Consider the following 17451-nt stretch of genomic DNA (forward strand, 5'->3'; position numbering starts at 1 on the left):
CTCCGGCGCAGCCATGAAGAGACGAGCTGCCAGCAAGCTGACCTTCGCCAGCGTCAGCTGATGGCCGGTCTGGGCCAATCGCGGCCCATCCAGTAAGCGGTCGCAGGGATTCGAGGCGTCAGGACGTCAAAGACCGCTGTGGAGCGCAAGCGCAGCCGACTCAGTTCGGCCACAACCTGACGGTCACGACTGGCCGGTCTCGGGTACTGCGGGGCCAGCCGATATCGGCTCAATAGGCGCTGCCCTGAACCGATAGTTCGCAGGAGGGCACTTAGCGGTTGAGACTGTTGCAGCACGAGGCGACCGGCAGGATCTGGCCGGCGGCGCGACTGACGCTCCGTCTGACGTCGCTTGATTGCGGCCTGCGCTCAAGCGGCCGGGCTGCGGGCCGAAAAACCTCCATCGAACCCAGGCGCCAGGAGCCACCCGTGTCGCATCCAACCCCAGCCGGCCTCGCTCTGACGGCTGCACGACAGTCATTCGATGAGCCGATGATCCTGTTTAAGGGTCATGGCCTGATGTCACCGGGCATCCGGCTCTTCAGGCGCATCGGCTTTCCGGCGAAATCGGCATGGGTCTCGCTGGCGTTCTTGCTACCCATCCTCTTGCTGGCCGCCTCGCTGTGGATCACGGCCTCGCAGGCCATCGACTTCTCGGCCAAGGAGCGGCTGGGTGTGCAGTACGCGCGTGTGCTGATGCCATTGCTGGATGCCGCCCAGAACCGACGTCGGGCTGCCGTGGCCAACGCGCCAGACTTGGCCGACGCTCAGCAGCGCGTGGCGCAGACGCTAGAGGCGGTTGCCAAGGTGGAGCAGAGGCTCGGTGCCGATCTCGGCACGAGTGAGTTCTGGGACAAGCTGCGCGCCATGGAGGCAGAACTGTCTGCGCAGCCCGTGCGAGGCGACATCAGCGCCACGTTTGGGGCGCACACGGCCTTCGTAGACCAGGCGCTGGTCCTGCTGAACGAGGTGGCCGACCGGTCGAACCTGACGCTGGATCCCGACGTCAACACCTACTACCTGATGGACGCGGCGATCTTCAAGAAGCCGCTGCTGATCGAACAAGTGGGCAGGCTGCGCGGCCTGGGGAACGCGGTGTTGCGCAGCGGCCAGAAGACGCCGGACCAGCACGATGCACTGACGGAGGCCAACGCCTTCGCGATGGCGCACACGGCGGGGGCAGAGCAGGCCTTGAAGCGCGCCATCGGCGCCGACGAGACGATCGGTGATGAGCTCGACGAAGCGGCCAGTACGGCAAGCAGTGCCGCCTTCCTGCAGATGGTCAAGCAGCAAGTGCTGGTCGCCGCTCCTCAGGGTGACGCTGCAGCCTACGTCTCGGCGGCGAATCAGGCCATCGCGCTGCAGTACGAGAGTGTCAACAAGGCCTTCGATGCGCTGGACAAGCGCCTGGCAGCGCGCGTGGACAAGCTGCAGCATGCGCTGTGGCTGCAGGTCGGCCTGTCTCTGCTAGGCGTCGCGGCTGCCGTCTATCTACTGGTGGCCTTCTACCGCGTCACCCAGGGTGGCATCAGCGAAGTGGCACGTCAGCTGGAGCAGATCGCCAACGGCAACCTGACACTGCGCCCCAAACCCTGGGGTCGCGACGAGGTGGCGCAGTTGATGAACACCCTTGCGGCCACGCTGGATGCATTGCGGCGCATCGTCGCCGAAGTTCGCTCGGGCGCTGGCGAGATCGAAACGGCCAGCCAGGAAGTGGCCTCTGCATCCGTCGACCTGTCCCGGCGCACCGAGGAGACGGCGGCCCATCTGCAACGCACGTCGGCGGCCATGGCGCAGATCGGAAGCACCGTGCAGCACACCACCCAAACCGCTGCCGGCGCGGCCACCCTGGTGGCAGGCAACGCAGACGTGGCGACTCAGGGCGGACAGGAAGTGGGTCGCGTCGTGGACACCATGGGCGAGATCCGTCAGTCGTCGGCTCGCATTGCGGAGATCATCGGCACCATCGACGGCATCGCATTCCAGACCAACATCCTGGCGCTGAACGCCGCTGTCGAGGCCGCACGGGCAGGTGAAGCCGGTCGGGGATTCGCAGTGGTGGCCAGCGAAGTCCGGGCCCTGGCGCAGCGCTCCGCTGGTGCTGCCAAGGAGATCAAATCGCTCATCGGCACGAGCGTCGAGCAGGTGGAGAGTGGCTCCCGCGTGGTCGGGCAGGCGGGCTCGACCATGCAGCAGATCGTGGACAACGCCTCGCGGGTGAAGTCGCTCATTGGCGAAATCAGCCACGCAACCCAGGAGCAGATGGCAGGCATCGGCGAGGTGTCTCAGTCGGTGGAGCAGTTAGACGCGATGACCCAGCAAAACGCCGCCCTGGTGGAGCAGACCGCAGCGGCGGCGTCCTCGCTCGAAGACAGCGCACGCCGGCTGAACACGGCGATGGCGTACTTCAAGGTCGCCTGAGGCGCCTGAGGCGCCTGAGACTTGAGCCCTTCTGTGCTCCCTGTCAATATGTGCTCTCGCGCCCGGGCGCACACCGGATGCGATTCCGATGCTTCCAACCGAGGCCTCTGCACGGAATACGCGGGAAGCGTTCTGTTGCCCTCGTCCTGAATCTTCCACGGACGGTTCTTGCCGCCCCAGCCAGGGACCTTAGAAATGAACAGTTCCGCCTTTACCCCGTCGGAAACTACGACCCTGCAGGTCCTTGACATCCCGCTCGAGCGCGACGTCTTCCTGCGTAACCTGGTGCGTGAACTGGCTGGCACGTTGCAGGATGTGGTGGGTTTGGAGGAAGCCTCGGGCTTCATCAGTGTTGTAGGCCAGCGCATTGGCGAGCAGATCAATGACGACTACAAGGCCGCACTGGGTGTATCTGAGCTCAGTCCAGCGCAGGTGGCCGAGGTACTGGTCGACCTGAAACGCCGCATCCAGGGCCGCTTCAGCATCGTCGAGGCCACCGACGAACGCATCGTCTTTACCAACGGTGCCTGCCCTTTTGGCGACAAGGTCGCGGGGCGGCCCTCGATGTGCATGATGACCAGCAACGTCTTCGGCGTCATCACGGCCGAGAACCTGGGCCGGGCCAAGGTGGTGCTGGAGCAGACCATCGCGCGCGGCGACGCCGCGTGCCGTGTAGTCGTTTACCTGAAGCCCAGCGCGCAGGCTCTCGCTGCCGACGGCCGCGAATACTTCAGATCCTGAATCGCACGCCCGGCGCATGGACCAGCCTGATGTCCTGGAACAGTATGAAGGGGGCCGCCCTGCTTCTTGACGTCTTGCCCGAGGCAATGCTGCTGCTGGATGACGGTGGCATGGTGACTTACGCCAATCGCGCGGCGGCCGCGCTGCTGGGGGCTGAACCGGAAGATCTGCGCGGTCAGCCGCTGCAGGCACTGTGTGCAGACAGCCCGGACCACCTGACATCGCTGTTGCGCCAGGGCCGGCGTAGCAGCCGCTTCACGCCCGGCAGTCTGATGCTGCAGGGCCGCGGTGCGGGCGCCGAACCTCAAAGATTACGCTGCGAACTGGCCGCCGTGGCCGACGTGCAGGGCCCCGGAACGGGCGCCGCACTGCTGCTTCGTTTGGTGCCGCAGGCTAAAGCCACCAGCCACTTCACCGCGCTGAACGAACGCATTGAGGCGCTATCGCGCGAAATGGAGCGCCGGCGCGAGGCTGAGACGCTGCTGTGGCAAAAGAGCGAGTGGCTGGAGGTGGTACTGCGCAGCATAGGCGACGCTGTCATCGCCACCGACACCGACGGCCGCGTGGTCTTCATGAACCCCACAGCCGAAACGCTGACCGGTTGGCCGGCGGTGGATGCCACCAAGCGGGCCCTGACCGAGGTTTTCCGCACCGTCGATGCCGAGTCGCGGGCGCTGGCCGAGGACCCTGTCCAGCGCGTTATGACGACCGGCGCCATCGTTGGTTTGGCCAACCACACCGCGCTGCTGGCCCGCGACGGTCCGGAGTACCAGATTGCGGAGAGCGCAGCGCCGATCCGGGATAGCGGCGGCTTGATCGTAGGCGTCGTGATCGTCTTCAGGGACGTCACAGAAACCTACCGCGCGCGCAAGGCAATGGCCGCCATGACGGAGATGCACGAGCGCACCAGCGCCATGGCCAAGGTCGGAGGCTGGGAGCTCGACGTCAAGACCATGCGACCCTATTGGTCCCCCGAGACTTGTCGGATCCATGAAGTTGATCCCCCGGTCACCCCGCCGCTGGACAGGGCGATCGACTTCTACGCGCCCGAGAGCTTGCCCACCATCCAAGCGGCCATACGAGCCGCCATCGACCACGGCACGCCATTCGACCTGGAGTTACCCCTCATCACAGCCAAAGGCCGGCGGATCTGGGTCCGCACCCAGGGCTCTTGTGTGACCGAGGGCGGCAAGGTGGTCCGTCTGCTTGGCGCCTTCCACGACATCACCGAGCGCAAGCAGGCAGAGGCAGCGCTGAGTGGCAGCGAACAGCGCTATCGCGAGTTGTTTGACAGCAACCCGCAACCGATGTGGGTGTTCGACGTCGAGACATATGCCTTCCTGGCGGTCAATCTTGCTGCGATCCGACAATATGGTTATAGCCGCGACGAGTTTCTCGCGATGACCATCCTCGACATCCGACCGCCCGAGGAGGCCGTACGCCTGCGCCGGTATCTGGCCGGGGAGGGTAGCAGCCGGCAGGACGAGATGCGCTGGGTCCACAGACGCAAGGGTGGCAGTCTGATGCAGGTCGAGATCAAGTCCAGCAGTTTGGACTACGGCAACCGGCCTTCTCGTCTGGTGCTGGCCACGGACGTGACGGCGCGGGAACTGGCGAAGGCGGAGAGGATCCGCCTGAACGCCGAACTCGAACGCCATCGGCACCATCTGGAAGAACTGGTCGTCAGCCGCACCGCAGAACTGACCGCAGCACGGCAGCAGGCCGAGGAAGCCAACCGGGCAAAGAGCGCCTTCCTGGCCAACATGAGCCACGAGATCCGCACGCCTCTGAATGCGATCGTTGGCCTGAACCATCTGATTCGGCGCGAATCCCTCACGCCGACGCAGGCCGCTCGCTTAGAAAAGATCGACGCCGCGGGCCAACACCTGCTGTCGATCATCAACGATGTACTGGACCTGTCGAAGATCGAAGCCGGGCGGGTGCAGATCGAGAGCACCAATTTCCACCTGTCGGCCGTGCTCGACAATGTGCAGTCCCTTATCGCCGACGCCGCGCGTGCCAAGGGCCTGAGCGTCGAGGTCGACGGCAATGCCGTACCGATCTGGCTGCGGGGCGACCCGACGCGGCTGCGACAGGCCCTGTTGAACTTGGCGAGCAATGCGGTGAAGTTCACCGAGCAGGGCTCAATCGCTCTGAGGGCGAAGCTGCTGCAGACAGACGGCGATGAACTGCTGGTCCGTTTCGAGATCGAGGACACCGGCATCGGTATCGCGCCGGAACAACTGTCCCGACTCTTCCAGGCCTTCGAGCAGGCCGATGTATCCATCACACGCAAGTTCGGCGGCACCGGGCTGGGCCTGGCAATCAGCCAGCGGCTGGCAAGACTGATGGGTGGCGATTGCGGGGTCGAGAGCGAGCCGGGCGTGGGCAGCAAATTCTGGTTCACCGTCCGACTGCTGCGTGGCCATGGCGTACTTCCGGCCGAGCCATTGGTCGACCTGGCGGACGCCGAAATGCGACTGCGCCACCGCCACCGCGGGGCGCGCATCCTCCTGGTCGAGGACAACGAAGTCAATCTCGAGGTCACACTGGCGATGCTGCATGGCGTCGGCATGGATGTGGCGACTGCGATGGATGGCCGCGAGGCTGTGCGTCTGGCCGCCGCCGGCGTCTACGACCTCGTCTTGATGGACATGCAGATGCCCGAGATGGGCGGCCTCGAGGCGACGCGCGCGATTCGGGGCCTGAAGGGTTGGCAAACGCCACCCATCCTGGCGCTGACGGCCAATGCGTTCGATGAGGATCGGCAGGCCTGCGCCGCGGCTGGCATGGACGATTTCATCACCAAGCCCATGGAGGTCGGCCGGCTCTATGAAGCCTTGCTTCGCTGGCTGGACACCAGAAAGAGCGGCTTTGCTGATGCATCCGGGGTGGGAGCCCGGACCGGTTCGCAGGATCGACAGTGAGTAAAGGTCAAGTTTCTCGGGCGGATTGGTTCTTTGCCGCACGTTGGGCCGCGGGAAGTATTGAGTCGAACTCCGACCTTGATTGCCGCCTTCATAGCTAGTGACCTCGCCAGCAGATCGCGAACATGAGCCCCCGTTTCGGCCGACCTCGCACTGCTTTTTTAAGGCTCGTGGGATGCCTGCCGTTCGGTCATGGCTGTGCAATGCTCGGTAGTGGGCGCCGGCCAGTTATCCCACAAGCCTTAACAGACGCGTCGTTTTGCTTCGCGTAGGAAGACGGCTGTCTGGGCAACATGCTGCCATCGGCTCGCGCAGCAGGTTCGCAGAGTTGAGAACAAATTCCGGGCCTTTTCTTGATGCTCTCGAGGTCCCAGCCCCAGAGAATCTGGCACAAACGTGAAACTCTGGGCAGCACCTGTCTGGTGCATCGTTTGGCCGAGAGGGAGACTGATAACCGTGCTGGCACCTGCAGGCCGAGGCAACCTGGGACGTTTCGTACCCCTGGCCGTCGCGTTGCTTGGCAGCTGTCTGGCCGCCGCTGCGAGCCTGTGGTTGCAGCACCAGAACGACGCGCAGATCCATGCCGACTTCGAGCGCAGCGCCACACGCGTGGCCCAGATCATCGAGGTGCGGATGCAGCAACCGATTTTCGGACTGCGCGGTGCGGGCGGGGTCTACGCGGCGAGCAAACAGGTGCGCCGGAGCGAGTTCCGGGCCTACGTCGAGTCACGCGATCTGGCGCAGGAGTTCCCGGGCGTCCGCGGCTTCGGGTTCATCCAACGCCTAGAGCGCAGCGCCTTGCCTGCTTTCGTGGCCGCCGAGCAGGCCGACGAAGCGCCGCAATTCGCGGTGCGTGAACTGTGGGCGCTGGGCGAGGAAGACCTCTACGTCATCAAGTACATCGAGCCCGCCGTTTCAAACGCGGCGGCTCTGGGTCTGGACATCGGCTCCGAACCCATCCGGCGCGAGGCCGCCGAACGTGCTGTGGCCACGGGCCTGCCCACGCTCACAGCTGCCATCACGCTCGTGCAGGACACGAGGCGCAGCGCCGGTTTCCTCCTCTTTGTGCCGGTCTTCCGTAATGGCACCGACCCCACCACCCCGGCGCAGCGCCGTCAGGCCCTCGTCGGGCTGCTGTTTGCCCCGATGGTGGTCGGCGAGATACTCGCTGCCGTTCCGGATGTTGCGGCGGGGCTGGCCCACTTCCAACTCATTGACGCGACTATCGGCAACACCGTCTTCGACAGCGGCGATGACACGAGCAGCGGCTTGAGGGGTACCGATGTGGCGCCCCGGCTGGGCCGATTCCAGGAAGATCGCAAGCTATCGCTGCCTGGCCGCGACATGCTGCTGCGCGTGCGTAGCACGCCGCAGTTCGATGCCGCGCACAGCAATGCCGCGCCCTGGCTGCTGCTCGCAGGCGGCCTACTGACCAGCGTGCTGCTGGCCGGCCTGCTGCGCCAACAGATCAACGGGCGCGGTCGCGCCGAGGCACTGGCGCGGGCCATGACGGTCGACCTGCAACGGCTGGCTGCGGTCGCTCGTCGCACCAGCAACGCAGTCGTTATCACCGACGCCAGGCGCCGCATCACCTGGGTCAACGAAGGCTTCGAACGCATCAGTGGCTACAGCGCCGCCGAGGCGCTCGGCCAATCGCCAGGAGCCCTGCTGCAGGACGCCGGGACCGACGCCGCCACCGTAGCGGCGCTGCGCACGGCGCTGAATGCCTGCGAGTCTTTCCAGGGCGAGATCCTGAACCGCGCCAAGGATGGCCGCCGTTACTGGCTGGCGCTGGACATCCAGCCGCTGTACGACGACGACGGCTCGCACCAGGGTTTCATGGCGGTTGAATCCGACATCACCGAACGCAGGGCCGCGGATGCTGCGCTGCGCGCCAGCCAGGCGCTGTTGGACAAGACCGGGCGCATCGCGGGTGTCGGCGGCTGGGCTGTCGAACTCGAGTCGCAGGTCATCCGCTGGAGCGACCAGACCTGCCGCATCCACGACCGCGAACCCGGCCACCAGCCGGGCATGGAAGAAGCCATCAACTACTACGCGCCCGAGGCGCGTGCCGAGGTTGCGCAGGCGGTGCAGCGCTGCATAGAACGTGGCGAAAGCTTTGACATCGAGTTGCCGATGGTCACCGCCCAGGGCCGATCGATCTGGGTGCGTTCGGTGGGCGAACTGGAATCCGCCGACGGTCGGCCTCTGCGCTTGGTGGGCACCTTCCAGGACGTGACGGAACGCCATCAGCTCGAGGACGAGGTGCGGCGCAAGAGCGAACTGCTCACCAGCGTGATCGAGAACCTGCCCTGCGGGCTGAGCGTGTTCGACGGTGAGTTGCAGCTGGTGGCATCGAACACTGAGTTCCGACGCCTGCTGGACTTTCCCGACGCGCTGTTTGCTGGCGCCAGCACGCATTTCGAGGAGGTCATTCGCTTCAACGCCGGGCGCGGCGAGTACGGCCCAGGTGATGTCGAAGCCACGGTGCAGGCCATCGTCGCCCGCGCCAGACAGAGCACCGAGCCGCACCAGTTCGAGCGCGTCCGCCCCGACGGCACGCAGCTTGAGATCCGCGGCGGCCCGATGCCGGGCGGCGGCTTTGTCACGACCTACACCGACATCAGCGCACGCAAGCGCGCCGAGGCCGAGGTGCAGCGCGCCAGCGCCCTGCTGCGTGGCTCCATCGACGCCCTGGAAGATGCCTACGCGCTGTTTGATGCGGACGGGATCCTGGTGCTGTGCAACCAGCCCTACCGCGACCTGTACCCGCTGTGCGCGGAGCTGATGGTGCCGGGTGCGCGCTTCGAAGACATAGTCCGCGCCGGGGCCGAACGCGGCCAGTACGCCGACGCCATCGGCCGCGTTGATGCCTGGGTGGCCGAGCGCGTGGCCACCCATCGCCAGCCGTCGTCGAAGGTGACGCGGCGTCTGGGCGACGGCCGCATCCTGCGGATCGGCGAGCGCCGCATGGCCGACGGTCACATCGTGGGCTTCCACGTCGACATTACCGAGTTCGTACGCGCCACCGAGGCCGCGCAAGAGGCATCACGCTCGAAGAGCCAGTTCCTGGCCAACATGAGCCACGAAATCCGCACGCCCATGAACGCCATCCTGGGCATGCTGGCGCTGCTGAAAAAGACCGAACTCACCGCGCGCCAGGCCGACTACACCGGCAAGACCGAGGGCGCTGCACGTTCGCTGCTGGGACTGCTGAACGACATCCTCGACTTCAGCAAGGTCGAGGCCGGCAAGATGACACTTGACCTGCACCCTTTCCGGCCCGACCAGTTATTGCGCGACCTGGCCGTGATCCTGGCGTCCAACACTGCGGGCAAGCAAATCGAGGTGCTGTTCGACATCGACCCGCAGCTGCCTCCAGTGCTGGTGGGCGACGCGATGCGCCTGCAGCAGGTGCTGATCAACCTGGGTGGGAACGCGATCAAGTTCACCGCTCACGGCGAGGTGGTAGTTTCGGTGGCGGTGGTGGCGCGCGGCAGCGACTCGGTAACGCTGGAGGTGGCGGTGCGCGACTCCGGCATCGGCATTGCGCCCGAAAACCAGCAGCACATCTTCAGCGGCTTCTCGCAGGCCGAGGCCTCGACCACGCGCCGTTTCGGCGGCACCGGTCTGGGCCTGGCGATCTGCCAGCGCCTGGTAGGCCTGATGGGGGGTGAACTGCAACTGGATAGCGCGGTGGGCCGCGGCAGCCGCTTCTACTTCCGCGCTGAACTGGCCGTCGGCTCCGACGCGGCCGGTGCCGAGCTTGCGCCGCTGCGCCTGCGCCAGCCCGTCGCGCTGCGCGTGCTGGTGGTCGACGACAACCCGCTGGCCCGTGAACTGATGGGGCGCTTGGCTGAATCGCTGGGCTGGCAGGTGACGCTGGCCGACAGCGGAGAGGCGGCGCTGGCCTGCCTGGAAGACGCCGCCGCCGCCTTCGATGCCGCCTTCATCGACTGGCAGATGCCGGGACTGGACGGCTGGCAGACCTGCCAACAGATCCGCGGCCGCTGTAAGGCGGGTGCGAAACCGCTGCTCATCATGGTCACGGCCCACGGCCGCGACATGCTGTCGCAGCGCAGCCAAGAAGAGCAGGCGCTGGTGCACGGCTTCCTGGTCAAGCCTGTCACGGCCTCGATGTTGTACGACGCCGTCGTCGATGCGCGTTCAGATCCCGAAGCGCTGCAGGCCTCCCGCAGCGCATCATCGCCTGCGGTGCAGCGCTTGCCCGGCCTGCGCCTGCTGGTGGTGGAAGACAACGCCAACAACCAGCAGGTGGCGCGCGAACTGCTCGAGGACGAGGGCGCCCTGGTGCAGATTGCCGACAACGGCCTGCTCGCGGTCGAGGCGGTGGCAGCGGCGGACCCTCCGTTCGACGTCGTGCTGATGGACCTGCAGATGCCGGTGATGGACGGCTACACCGCCACCACCCGCATTCGCCAGGACTTACAAAAACTGACGCTGCCCATCGTCGCCATGACCGCCAACGCCATGGCCACCGACCGCGAGGCCTGCCTGGCGGCGGGCATGAACGACCACGTCGGCAAACCTTTCGACCTGGACCACCTGGTGGCCGTTCTGCTGCGGCTGGCAGGTCGTGCTGCAGTCGCCATCGCTGCACGACCTGACCAGGCCGCGGTCCCAACGCTGCCGGCCGAGGTGCTGGACGCGGCGGGCTCCGCCGGGGTTGACATCGAACGGGCACTGGCCCGGCTGGGCGGCAAGCTCAAGGTTTTCGGCCGCACCCTGCGCAGCTTCACGGCCGATCTGCAAGGCCTGCCCGAAAAACTAGACCGTCTTTCGCAGTGCGGCGAGCGCGACGAGGTGCGCCGCGAACTGCACACGCTCAAGGGTGTGGCCGCCACCGTCGGCGTCACGGCGCTGGCCAAGCTGGCCGGCGAGGCTGAGGCCCAATTCACCAGCCTGTCACTGCCAGCCGAGGATGCTGCCTGCATATCGCGTGTCGGCGTAGCCATCCAAACGGCCGAGTCGTCGTTGGCATTGCTGTACGTAACGCTGGACGGCATCCCGCAGACAGCAAAGGACGTTAGCTCGTCCGCTCCAGCTGCCGCGCTGACTCCCTCAGACACGGCCCTGCTAGCCGAGCTGCTGAAGACCGTGCAGAGCTTGCTGCAGGCGTCGGACCTCGACGCGGCCAACGCCTTGCAGACCCTGCGCATCCGCTTGCCTGCGGTGGCCGGGGTACGGTTCGACGCCCTGGAAGCCGCCGTCGAATCGCTCGAATTCGAATCCGCCCTGTCGCTTTGCGGCGAGTGGATGCTGGAGTGTGAAAAATGAACTCTGCTGAACCCGGCGTCGCCAGCCTGCTGTCACAGAGCGCTGTACAGACCGCGGCAGCCGCTGACGAGCGGCCGCGGCTGCTGGTCGTCGACGATCAGCGCGCCAACATCCAGGCCCTGTTCCAGGTGTTCCAGGCCGACTACAAGGTGTCGATGGCCACCAGCGGCGAGCAGGCGCTGGCGTTGTGCCGCAGCCAACCTCCCGACCTGGTCCTTCTGGACGTGGTGATGCCGGGCATGGACGGCTTCGAGGTCTGCCGGCAGTTGAAGGCCGACGACGCCACCAAGGACATCCCGGTGATCTTTGTCACCGGGCACAACGACGAGGAGGCCGAGACACGCGGGCTGGACGTCGGCGGCGCCGACTTCATCTCGAAGCCCATCAACCCGCGCATCGTGCGCGCCCGCGTCAAGACCCAGTTGACGATGAAGCGCCAGTCGGACCTGCTGCGACAGTGGGTCTACATCGACGGCTTGACGCGGGTCTGCAACCGCCGCTGCTTCGACGAGCACCTGGCCAGCGAATGGGACCGCGCCGCCCGCCTGGGAGCGCCGCTGAGCGTGGGGCTGGTCGACGTCGACCTCTTCAAGCGCTACAACGACCACTACGGCCACCCGGCTGGCGATGAGTGTCTGCGGCGCGTGGCGGCGGTGATGACAGCGAGCCTGAAACGTCCGACCGACATGGTCGCCCGCTACGGCGGCGAAGAGTTTGGCCTGCTGTTGCCGGACACCGACGCCGCCGGTGCGCTGCACTTGGCAGGCCAGATTCGCGAAGGCCTGCGGCTGGCGCAGATCGACCACGTCGAGTCAAGCGTCGGGCCATTGCTCACCATCAGCGTCGGCCTGTGCACTTGGACGCCCAGTGTCGCTGGAAGCGCCGAGGCGCTGCTGGCGGCTGCAGACGCGCAGCTGTACCTGGCTAAGTCACGTGGCCGCGATCAGGCCTGTGGAGCGCTGCTAGCCGGGAGCAGCTGACACTGGGCCATCGACGAAGCTGAAAACAGGTTCGGCGGCATCGCGACCTTCATCGGACCAGACCGCAAGTGGTCACTCAGCAGGTAGCGATCACTGATGGCATGACGCAGTAGGCCAATTGGGCAACAAGGCGGCCACCCGCCGTGCCAAACTGTCGGTTACATCTGCGTTTGCCCCAAACTCGGAGCGTTCATTGCGTTTTCGTCCCGCCTGGACCGTACCCCGCCTGCTGTATCTGCTCGCCGCCGGCGTGATTGCGCCGATGGCGCTGCTAGTCAGCTACAACGTCTGGCAGCAATACCAGAGCGGCAAGGCGCTGGCCCAGGCCGAGGCGCTGCGCCTGGCGCAGCTCACGGCAGACACGGCAGAGACCTTCATCAAGGACGCCCGCGGCGTGCTCACCACGCTGGCGCAGCGGCGGCAGATGCTGGCCAAGATCACAGATCCGGGGCAGCCCTGCGACGAGATCTTCCCCACCTTCAAAGAGTTCTACCCCCAGCTGTCGAACATGAGCTTGTCGACGCCAGCGGGCTTCCTGGTTTGCTCGTCGTTGCCCCAGCCTGACAACCAGCCCTTGCCGGTGGCCCACATGGCCTGGTTTCAGCAGGTCTACCAGCGCAAGGACTTCGTGGTCGGGCCCATCGTCTACGGCCCTATTAACAAGAACTGGATCACGGTGCTGGCCGAACCGGTGCGTGATGGCAGCGGCAAGATGGTTGGCGCCTTGCAGACCCCGATCGACCTGCTGAAGTTCAGGCTGGTGCCAGCAGCCGAGCGGCTGCCTTCGAAAATCTTTATCGCCATTGTCGACATTCGCGGCAACGTTGTCGCCCGTTCACGCGAAGCCGAGCGTTTTGTCGGCAGCAACCTGCTCGACAAGTCGGAGATCCTGCGCATTGCCGTCAAGCAGCGTCAGGGGACGGCGGAGTCCGTCGGTGCCGAGCGCATCCCGCGCTTCTATGGTTTCACGCCCGTGGCAGGCACCGACTGGATTGCCATGGCGGGCATCGATGCCGACTACGCACTGGCCAGCGTCACGCGCAGCGCGCAGGCCAGTGCAATGGCGGCGGCGGGCATCGTCGTACTGGTGATGCTGCTGGCGGTGCTGCTCAGTCGCCGTATTGCCCGGCCCATTCACGCACTCAGCGTGGCGGCACGGCGTGCCGGTGGTGGCGGCCTAGACGTGCGCGTGCCCACGGACGGCCCGATCGAACTGGCCGAAGTAGGGCGCGAGTTCAACCTCATGCTCGACGCCATCGGCGACACGCAGGCACGGCTGCAGCACAGCCAAGCCCGGCTCAAGCTGGCGCTCGAAGGCTCGCGCATGGCGATCTGGGATCTGGAGATTCACAGCGGGTCGGTGTACCTGTCAGAGACCTGGTCCGAATTGCTGGGTGGGCCTCACGTGACCACCCAGTTGTCGCTACGTGGGCTGTTGCGCCTGATCCCAGATGCCGACAGGACGCTGGTGACGGCCGCTTTCAGAAAAGTGCTGCGGCAGGGCGAGGACGACTTGCTGGCAGAGCACCGCTTCAAAACCCGCACCGGCCAGACGCTCTGGGTGGCCACCCAGGGCCGCGTCTCCGAGCGCGACGCGGAACGCCGTGCCAGCCGGATGCTGGGGGTCATCGTCGACATTTCAGAACGCCGCCATCGCGATGATGAAATCCACCGCCTTGCCTTCTTCGACACGCTGACATCGCTGCCCAACCGGCGTATGTTGACCCAGGAGGTGACGAAGGCGCTGGCCCGGGCGCGTCGGGCGCGTCTGTTCGGCGCACTGATGTTTATCGACCTCGACCGTTTCAAGAGCATCAACGACGCCCGTGGCCACGCCACCGGCGACGCCTTGCTCAAGACCGTGGCCGCGCGTCTTCAGGCGCTGACGCGCGAGGGCGACACCGTCGCCCGCATGGGCGGCGACGAGTTCGTCGTGCTGGCCACCGGCCTGGCCGACAACGCCGCCGACGCCGCGCGCTCGGCCCACCTCCTGGCGGAAAAGATGCGTGCGGCGCTCGAAGTACCCTACGAGATCGATCAGCAGTTCTTTACCTCCAGTGCCAGCATCGGCGTGGCCCTGCTGGTGATGGACGACCAGACTGTCGACAACCTGCTGCGCGAGGCCGACATCGCCATGTACCGCGCGAAGAGCGCCGGGCGCAACCAGATTGCGTTCTTCCAGGCCAGCATGCAGGCCGAAGTCGAACAGCGCCTGACCGTTGAAAATGATCTTGCGCAAGCCATCGAGCGCCAGCAGATGAGCCTGCACGCCCAATCGCAGATGGATGCCAAGGGCCGGCTGATTGGTGCCGAGTTGCTGCTGCGTTGGCGTCACCCCGAGCAGGGCATGATCCCGCCGCTGCATTTCATCGAGGTGGCCGAAGAGACCGGCTTGATCGTGCGCATCGGCGATTGGGTCTTGAACCAGGCCTGCCTGCTGGTAAAGGAGCTGCGCGCGACCGGACACGACATCCCCCTGTCGGTGAACATCAGCCCGCGGCAGTTCCGCTTCCCCGGCTTCACCGAGCGCGTTCAGGAAGTGCTGCAGGCCCACGACGTGCCGGGCAGCAGCCTGATCTTCGAAGTTACCGAAAGCCTGTTGGTCGGCCCAGTGGACGCCACCATCCTCCGCATGAACGAGCTGCGCGCGGTGGGCATCCGTTTCTCGATCGACGATTTCGGCACCGGCTATTCCAGCCTGGCCTACCTGAAGCGCCTGCCGCTGTACGAGCTGAAGATCGACAAGAGTTTTGTCGACGGCATACCGGACGACCACAACGACACCGAGATCGTGCAGATGGTCATCTCACTGGCCAAATTGCTAAAGCTGCGCGTGGTGGCCGAAGGCGTCGAGACGCTCGAGCAAGCGAACTTCCTGACGAACCGAGGCTGCGAGTCGATGCAGGGCTACTTCTTCAGGCGGCCCGTGCCCACCAGCGAGTGGCTCGTCGATCTTCGTTCGGGCAGCCTGGTCAGGCTGCCTGCACCTTGAGCCCGCCGTATTGCACGACCCTATCGAACCTGCCTTTGGATTCGGGCCGAAGTCTGTAGACACCGCAAATGTCGGCTTTACCGACGCCATTTCAAACCTTCCACTGGCAGTTGTGGGTCGAACTGAGCCAGTCGCTGCAGGCAAGAGCGGTCGGTCGCGTCATGCCTCAACCGTGGCAGCGGATGGGCGACCTCAATCGGGAGTGAAGCAGTCAGTCGAGGCCGCCGAGCGTCAGTGACCGGTGCTGGAGCAAGCGGTCATTCAGGGCCCTGGCTGCGCCTGACTCAGATCAGTCTGGAGCCGTCCTTCAAGGTGTGGAGGTCTTCTCGGCGGCGGTTGCTGCCGGTGGCCTCGCTCAACCTCGCGAGTGCGTTGCCTTCGTCGGGGCGGTCAAGCCGACGCGATAGAGAAGGGGCCAACCCGCCCGTCAATATGGGGCGGCCAGACGCTCACGTGCGATGGACCCGGCACAGGTGTCCAAACTTTGCTACTGACAGTGCTGAACCAGAAGCTGACACTTCTCTGCATGCGCAGGAATTGGCCAGCGCAGATAACCTAATCGAACAGGAGTTTGGAATGAGCAAGTCCGGTGTTGGTGGAAATTCGGGTGGTCAGCGCCAGGGGGGCGGTACGCCGGCTAACGGCCCGAGCAAGACGGGCAACCCATCTGGTGGCGGTCGAGGTAACAATCCGCCAAAGCGTTGATCACGGTCACCAGGTTCGGTGTCGCGTGAAGTTAGGTTCCGCTCGCGACCTCGTCCCTCTCCTGCCAGTGCGCTATCCATAACGGGTAGCGCCGACGACACCACGTCTCCGGTGTGGTGTCGTTCATCAGCTGCATCCAGCGAATCCGCTCATCCGCCGAGCGATCGATTGCATGCAAACGCCTCGCAATTTGCAATACCTTATGCAACCGCCGAGCTGCCCAGTAGTGCGCACCGATCACAGTAAGCTCCGCTTGAACCACACCCCCAACGTCATACCGCGACTTCAGGACGGATAGGACAAGCTGGCCCAATTTTGTACCCGATGGAAAGACGGCGTCGCTGCTCCACCGCTTCAATGTGGACTCGTCAATGACGGCTGGAGCTTGGCCCTTCGCGTTCAGCGCAAGCAGACCTTCTAGTGTGACCACACCGAATCGAGTTTGAATCCAGCGTATGAGATTGCCCCCAGGCGTGCATCGTTTCCCATCATCCGTGCCGACAAGATAGGAAAAGCTCTGGCTCCCCTTCTCTCCTCTACGTAGCTGCATTGCTACATCGACGCGTGCCACTTGAGACAGAAGAAACTCACAGAGGCAAGCCACTCGAGCAGGCAGCGCCGTAACTTCAGATGTCGCGCTGGTCAGGCAACCTAGGGCCGTGTCGGTCGCGTAAGGCCGCAGTCGTTGGTCGAAGGCGATTGCTGCTGCTACGCGGTCAAATGATTTGTCACGCAAATCGGCCAAGATTGCAAGGCAAGCCTGCTCGACTTCGATTGCATGATCCATAGCTATGCGCTGATGGAACGGGACGCGCTCTCCGAGCCCCGCCTTCCAGCACTGCCAGAGACCCACGCTCTCTGCTTCAGAGATTGCGACCGGATCGCCATAGATTGCGCGTCGGATCAGATCAAGCAGCGGGGGAACTTCGCGGCCTTTTGGATAAAGTGCGTCGAGCTGAACAATCAGCTGCCGCTGCGACTGTCCTGGCTGGCAACGCATAACGCGTTCAAAGATCTTGAACAGGTACTCTCGTCCATCAGCCTTGAGGGCTGCTCGTAGTGAGATGCCATCTAGTTTCGCGTCAGCTTCTGGCGTCAGGAGAAAGACACTGCACAGGGCAAGTGGCTTTGGCCGGCCTGAAGAAGGCCGCCGGACTGGTCGTGAGGCTGGTTGGGTCGGCACGATGAGCTGTCAGCGAAGAGAAAGAGTATCAGCGCTTCTTACACGTCTCGGCGCCACGACCGCCTCGTTTGCAGGGTACAGCTTTGCAGCGGTTGCGGTCGGTGGTCGACGCGACCTCAATGCACGGTCACGGCCACGCAGCAGTCATCGGCCCGGCGCTGATCGCGCATGCTCTATGACCGCTGATGGAAGTGCAGCCGACATC

At 64.9% G+C, this 17451-nt stretch carries 7 protein-coding genes; 6 read left to right on the top strand and 1 reads right to left on the bottom strand.

Annotated elements, in window-relative coordinates; translation table 11 throughout:
* The first annotated feature begins 491 nt into the window (after positions 1-491).
* The 6 genes from EOE66_RS08730 to EOE66_RS08755 all read left to right on the top strand — a co-directional run bounded on the left by EOE66_RS08730 (position 492) and on the right by EOE66_RS08755 (position 15358).
* The gene (locus EOE66_RS08730; protein ID WP_128228325.1) at positions 492-2420 is read left to right on the top strand and encodes a methyl-accepting chemotaxis protein; all 1929 of its coding nucleotides are present in this window, start codon (positions 492-494) and stop codon (positions 2418-2420) included.
* Positions 2421-2615: 195 nt separating this feature from the next.
* Positions 2616-3161, top strand: coding sequence for a methanogen output domain 1-containing protein (locus tag EOE66_RS08735; protein WP_128228326.1), 546 nt, complete (start codon positions 2616-2618; stop codon positions 3159-3161).
* 29 nt (positions 3162-3190) lie between these two features.
* The gene (locus EOE66_RS08740) at positions 3191-6088 is read left to right on the top strand and encodes a PAS domain S-box protein (RefSeq protein WP_128228327.1); all 2898 of its coding nucleotides are present in this window, start codon (positions 3191-3193) and stop codon (positions 6086-6088) included.
* 456 nt (positions 6089-6544) lie between these two features.
* Complete coding sequence (locus EOE66_RS08745) at positions 6545-11386, top strand: PAS-domain containing protein (RefSeq protein ID WP_128228328.1); 4842 nt, start codon at positions 6545-6547, stop codon at positions 11384-11386.
* Complete coding sequence (locus EOE66_RS08750) at positions 11383-12366, top strand: diguanylate cyclase domain-containing protein (protein WP_128228329.1); 984 nt, start codon at positions 11383-11385, stop codon at positions 12364-12366. The genes EOE66_RS08745 and EOE66_RS08750 overlap by 4 nt, the downstream gene beginning before the upstream one ends.
* A gap of 193 nt (positions 12367-12559) precedes the next feature.
* On the top strand, positions 12560-15358 hold the full coding sequence (locus EOE66_RS08755; protein ID WP_128228330.1) for a bifunctional diguanylate cyclase/phosphodiesterase: 2799 nt from the start codon (positions 12560-12562) through the stop codon (positions 15356-15358).
* Positions 15359-16094: 736 nt separating this feature from the next.
* On the opposite strand, the gene EOE66_RS08760 is transcribed toward EOE66_RS08755, so the two are convergent.
* Complete coding sequence (locus tag EOE66_RS08760; RefSeq protein ID WP_128228331.1) at positions 16095-17246, bottom strand: hypothetical protein; 1152 nt, start codon at positions 17244-17246, stop codon at positions 16095-16097.
* Positions 17247-17451 lie beyond the last annotated feature (205 nt).

The sequence above is a fragment of the Rubrivivax rivuli genome (assembly GCF_004016505.1).
GTDB lineage: Bacteria > Pseudomonadota > Gammaproteobacteria > Burkholderiales > Burkholderiaceae_C > Rubrivivax > Rubrivivax rivuli.

Coding starts and splice junctions, on each gene's coding strand:
- EOE66_RS08730 (WP_128228325.1), top strand. CDS start 492: ATGATCCTGTTTAAGGGTCATGGCCTGATGTCACCGGGCATCCGGCTC.
- EOE66_RS08735 (WP_128228326.1), top strand. CDS start 2,616: ATGAACAGTTCCGCCTTTACCCCGTCGGAAACTACGACCCTGCAGGTC.
- EOE66_RS08740 (WP_128228327.1), top strand. CDS start 3,191: ATGTCCTGGAACAGTATGAAGGGGGCCGCCCTGCTTCTTGACGTCTTG.
- EOE66_RS08750 (WP_128228329.1), top strand. CDS start 11,383: ATGAACTCTGCTGAACCCGGCGTCGCCAGCCTGCTGTCACAGAGCGCT.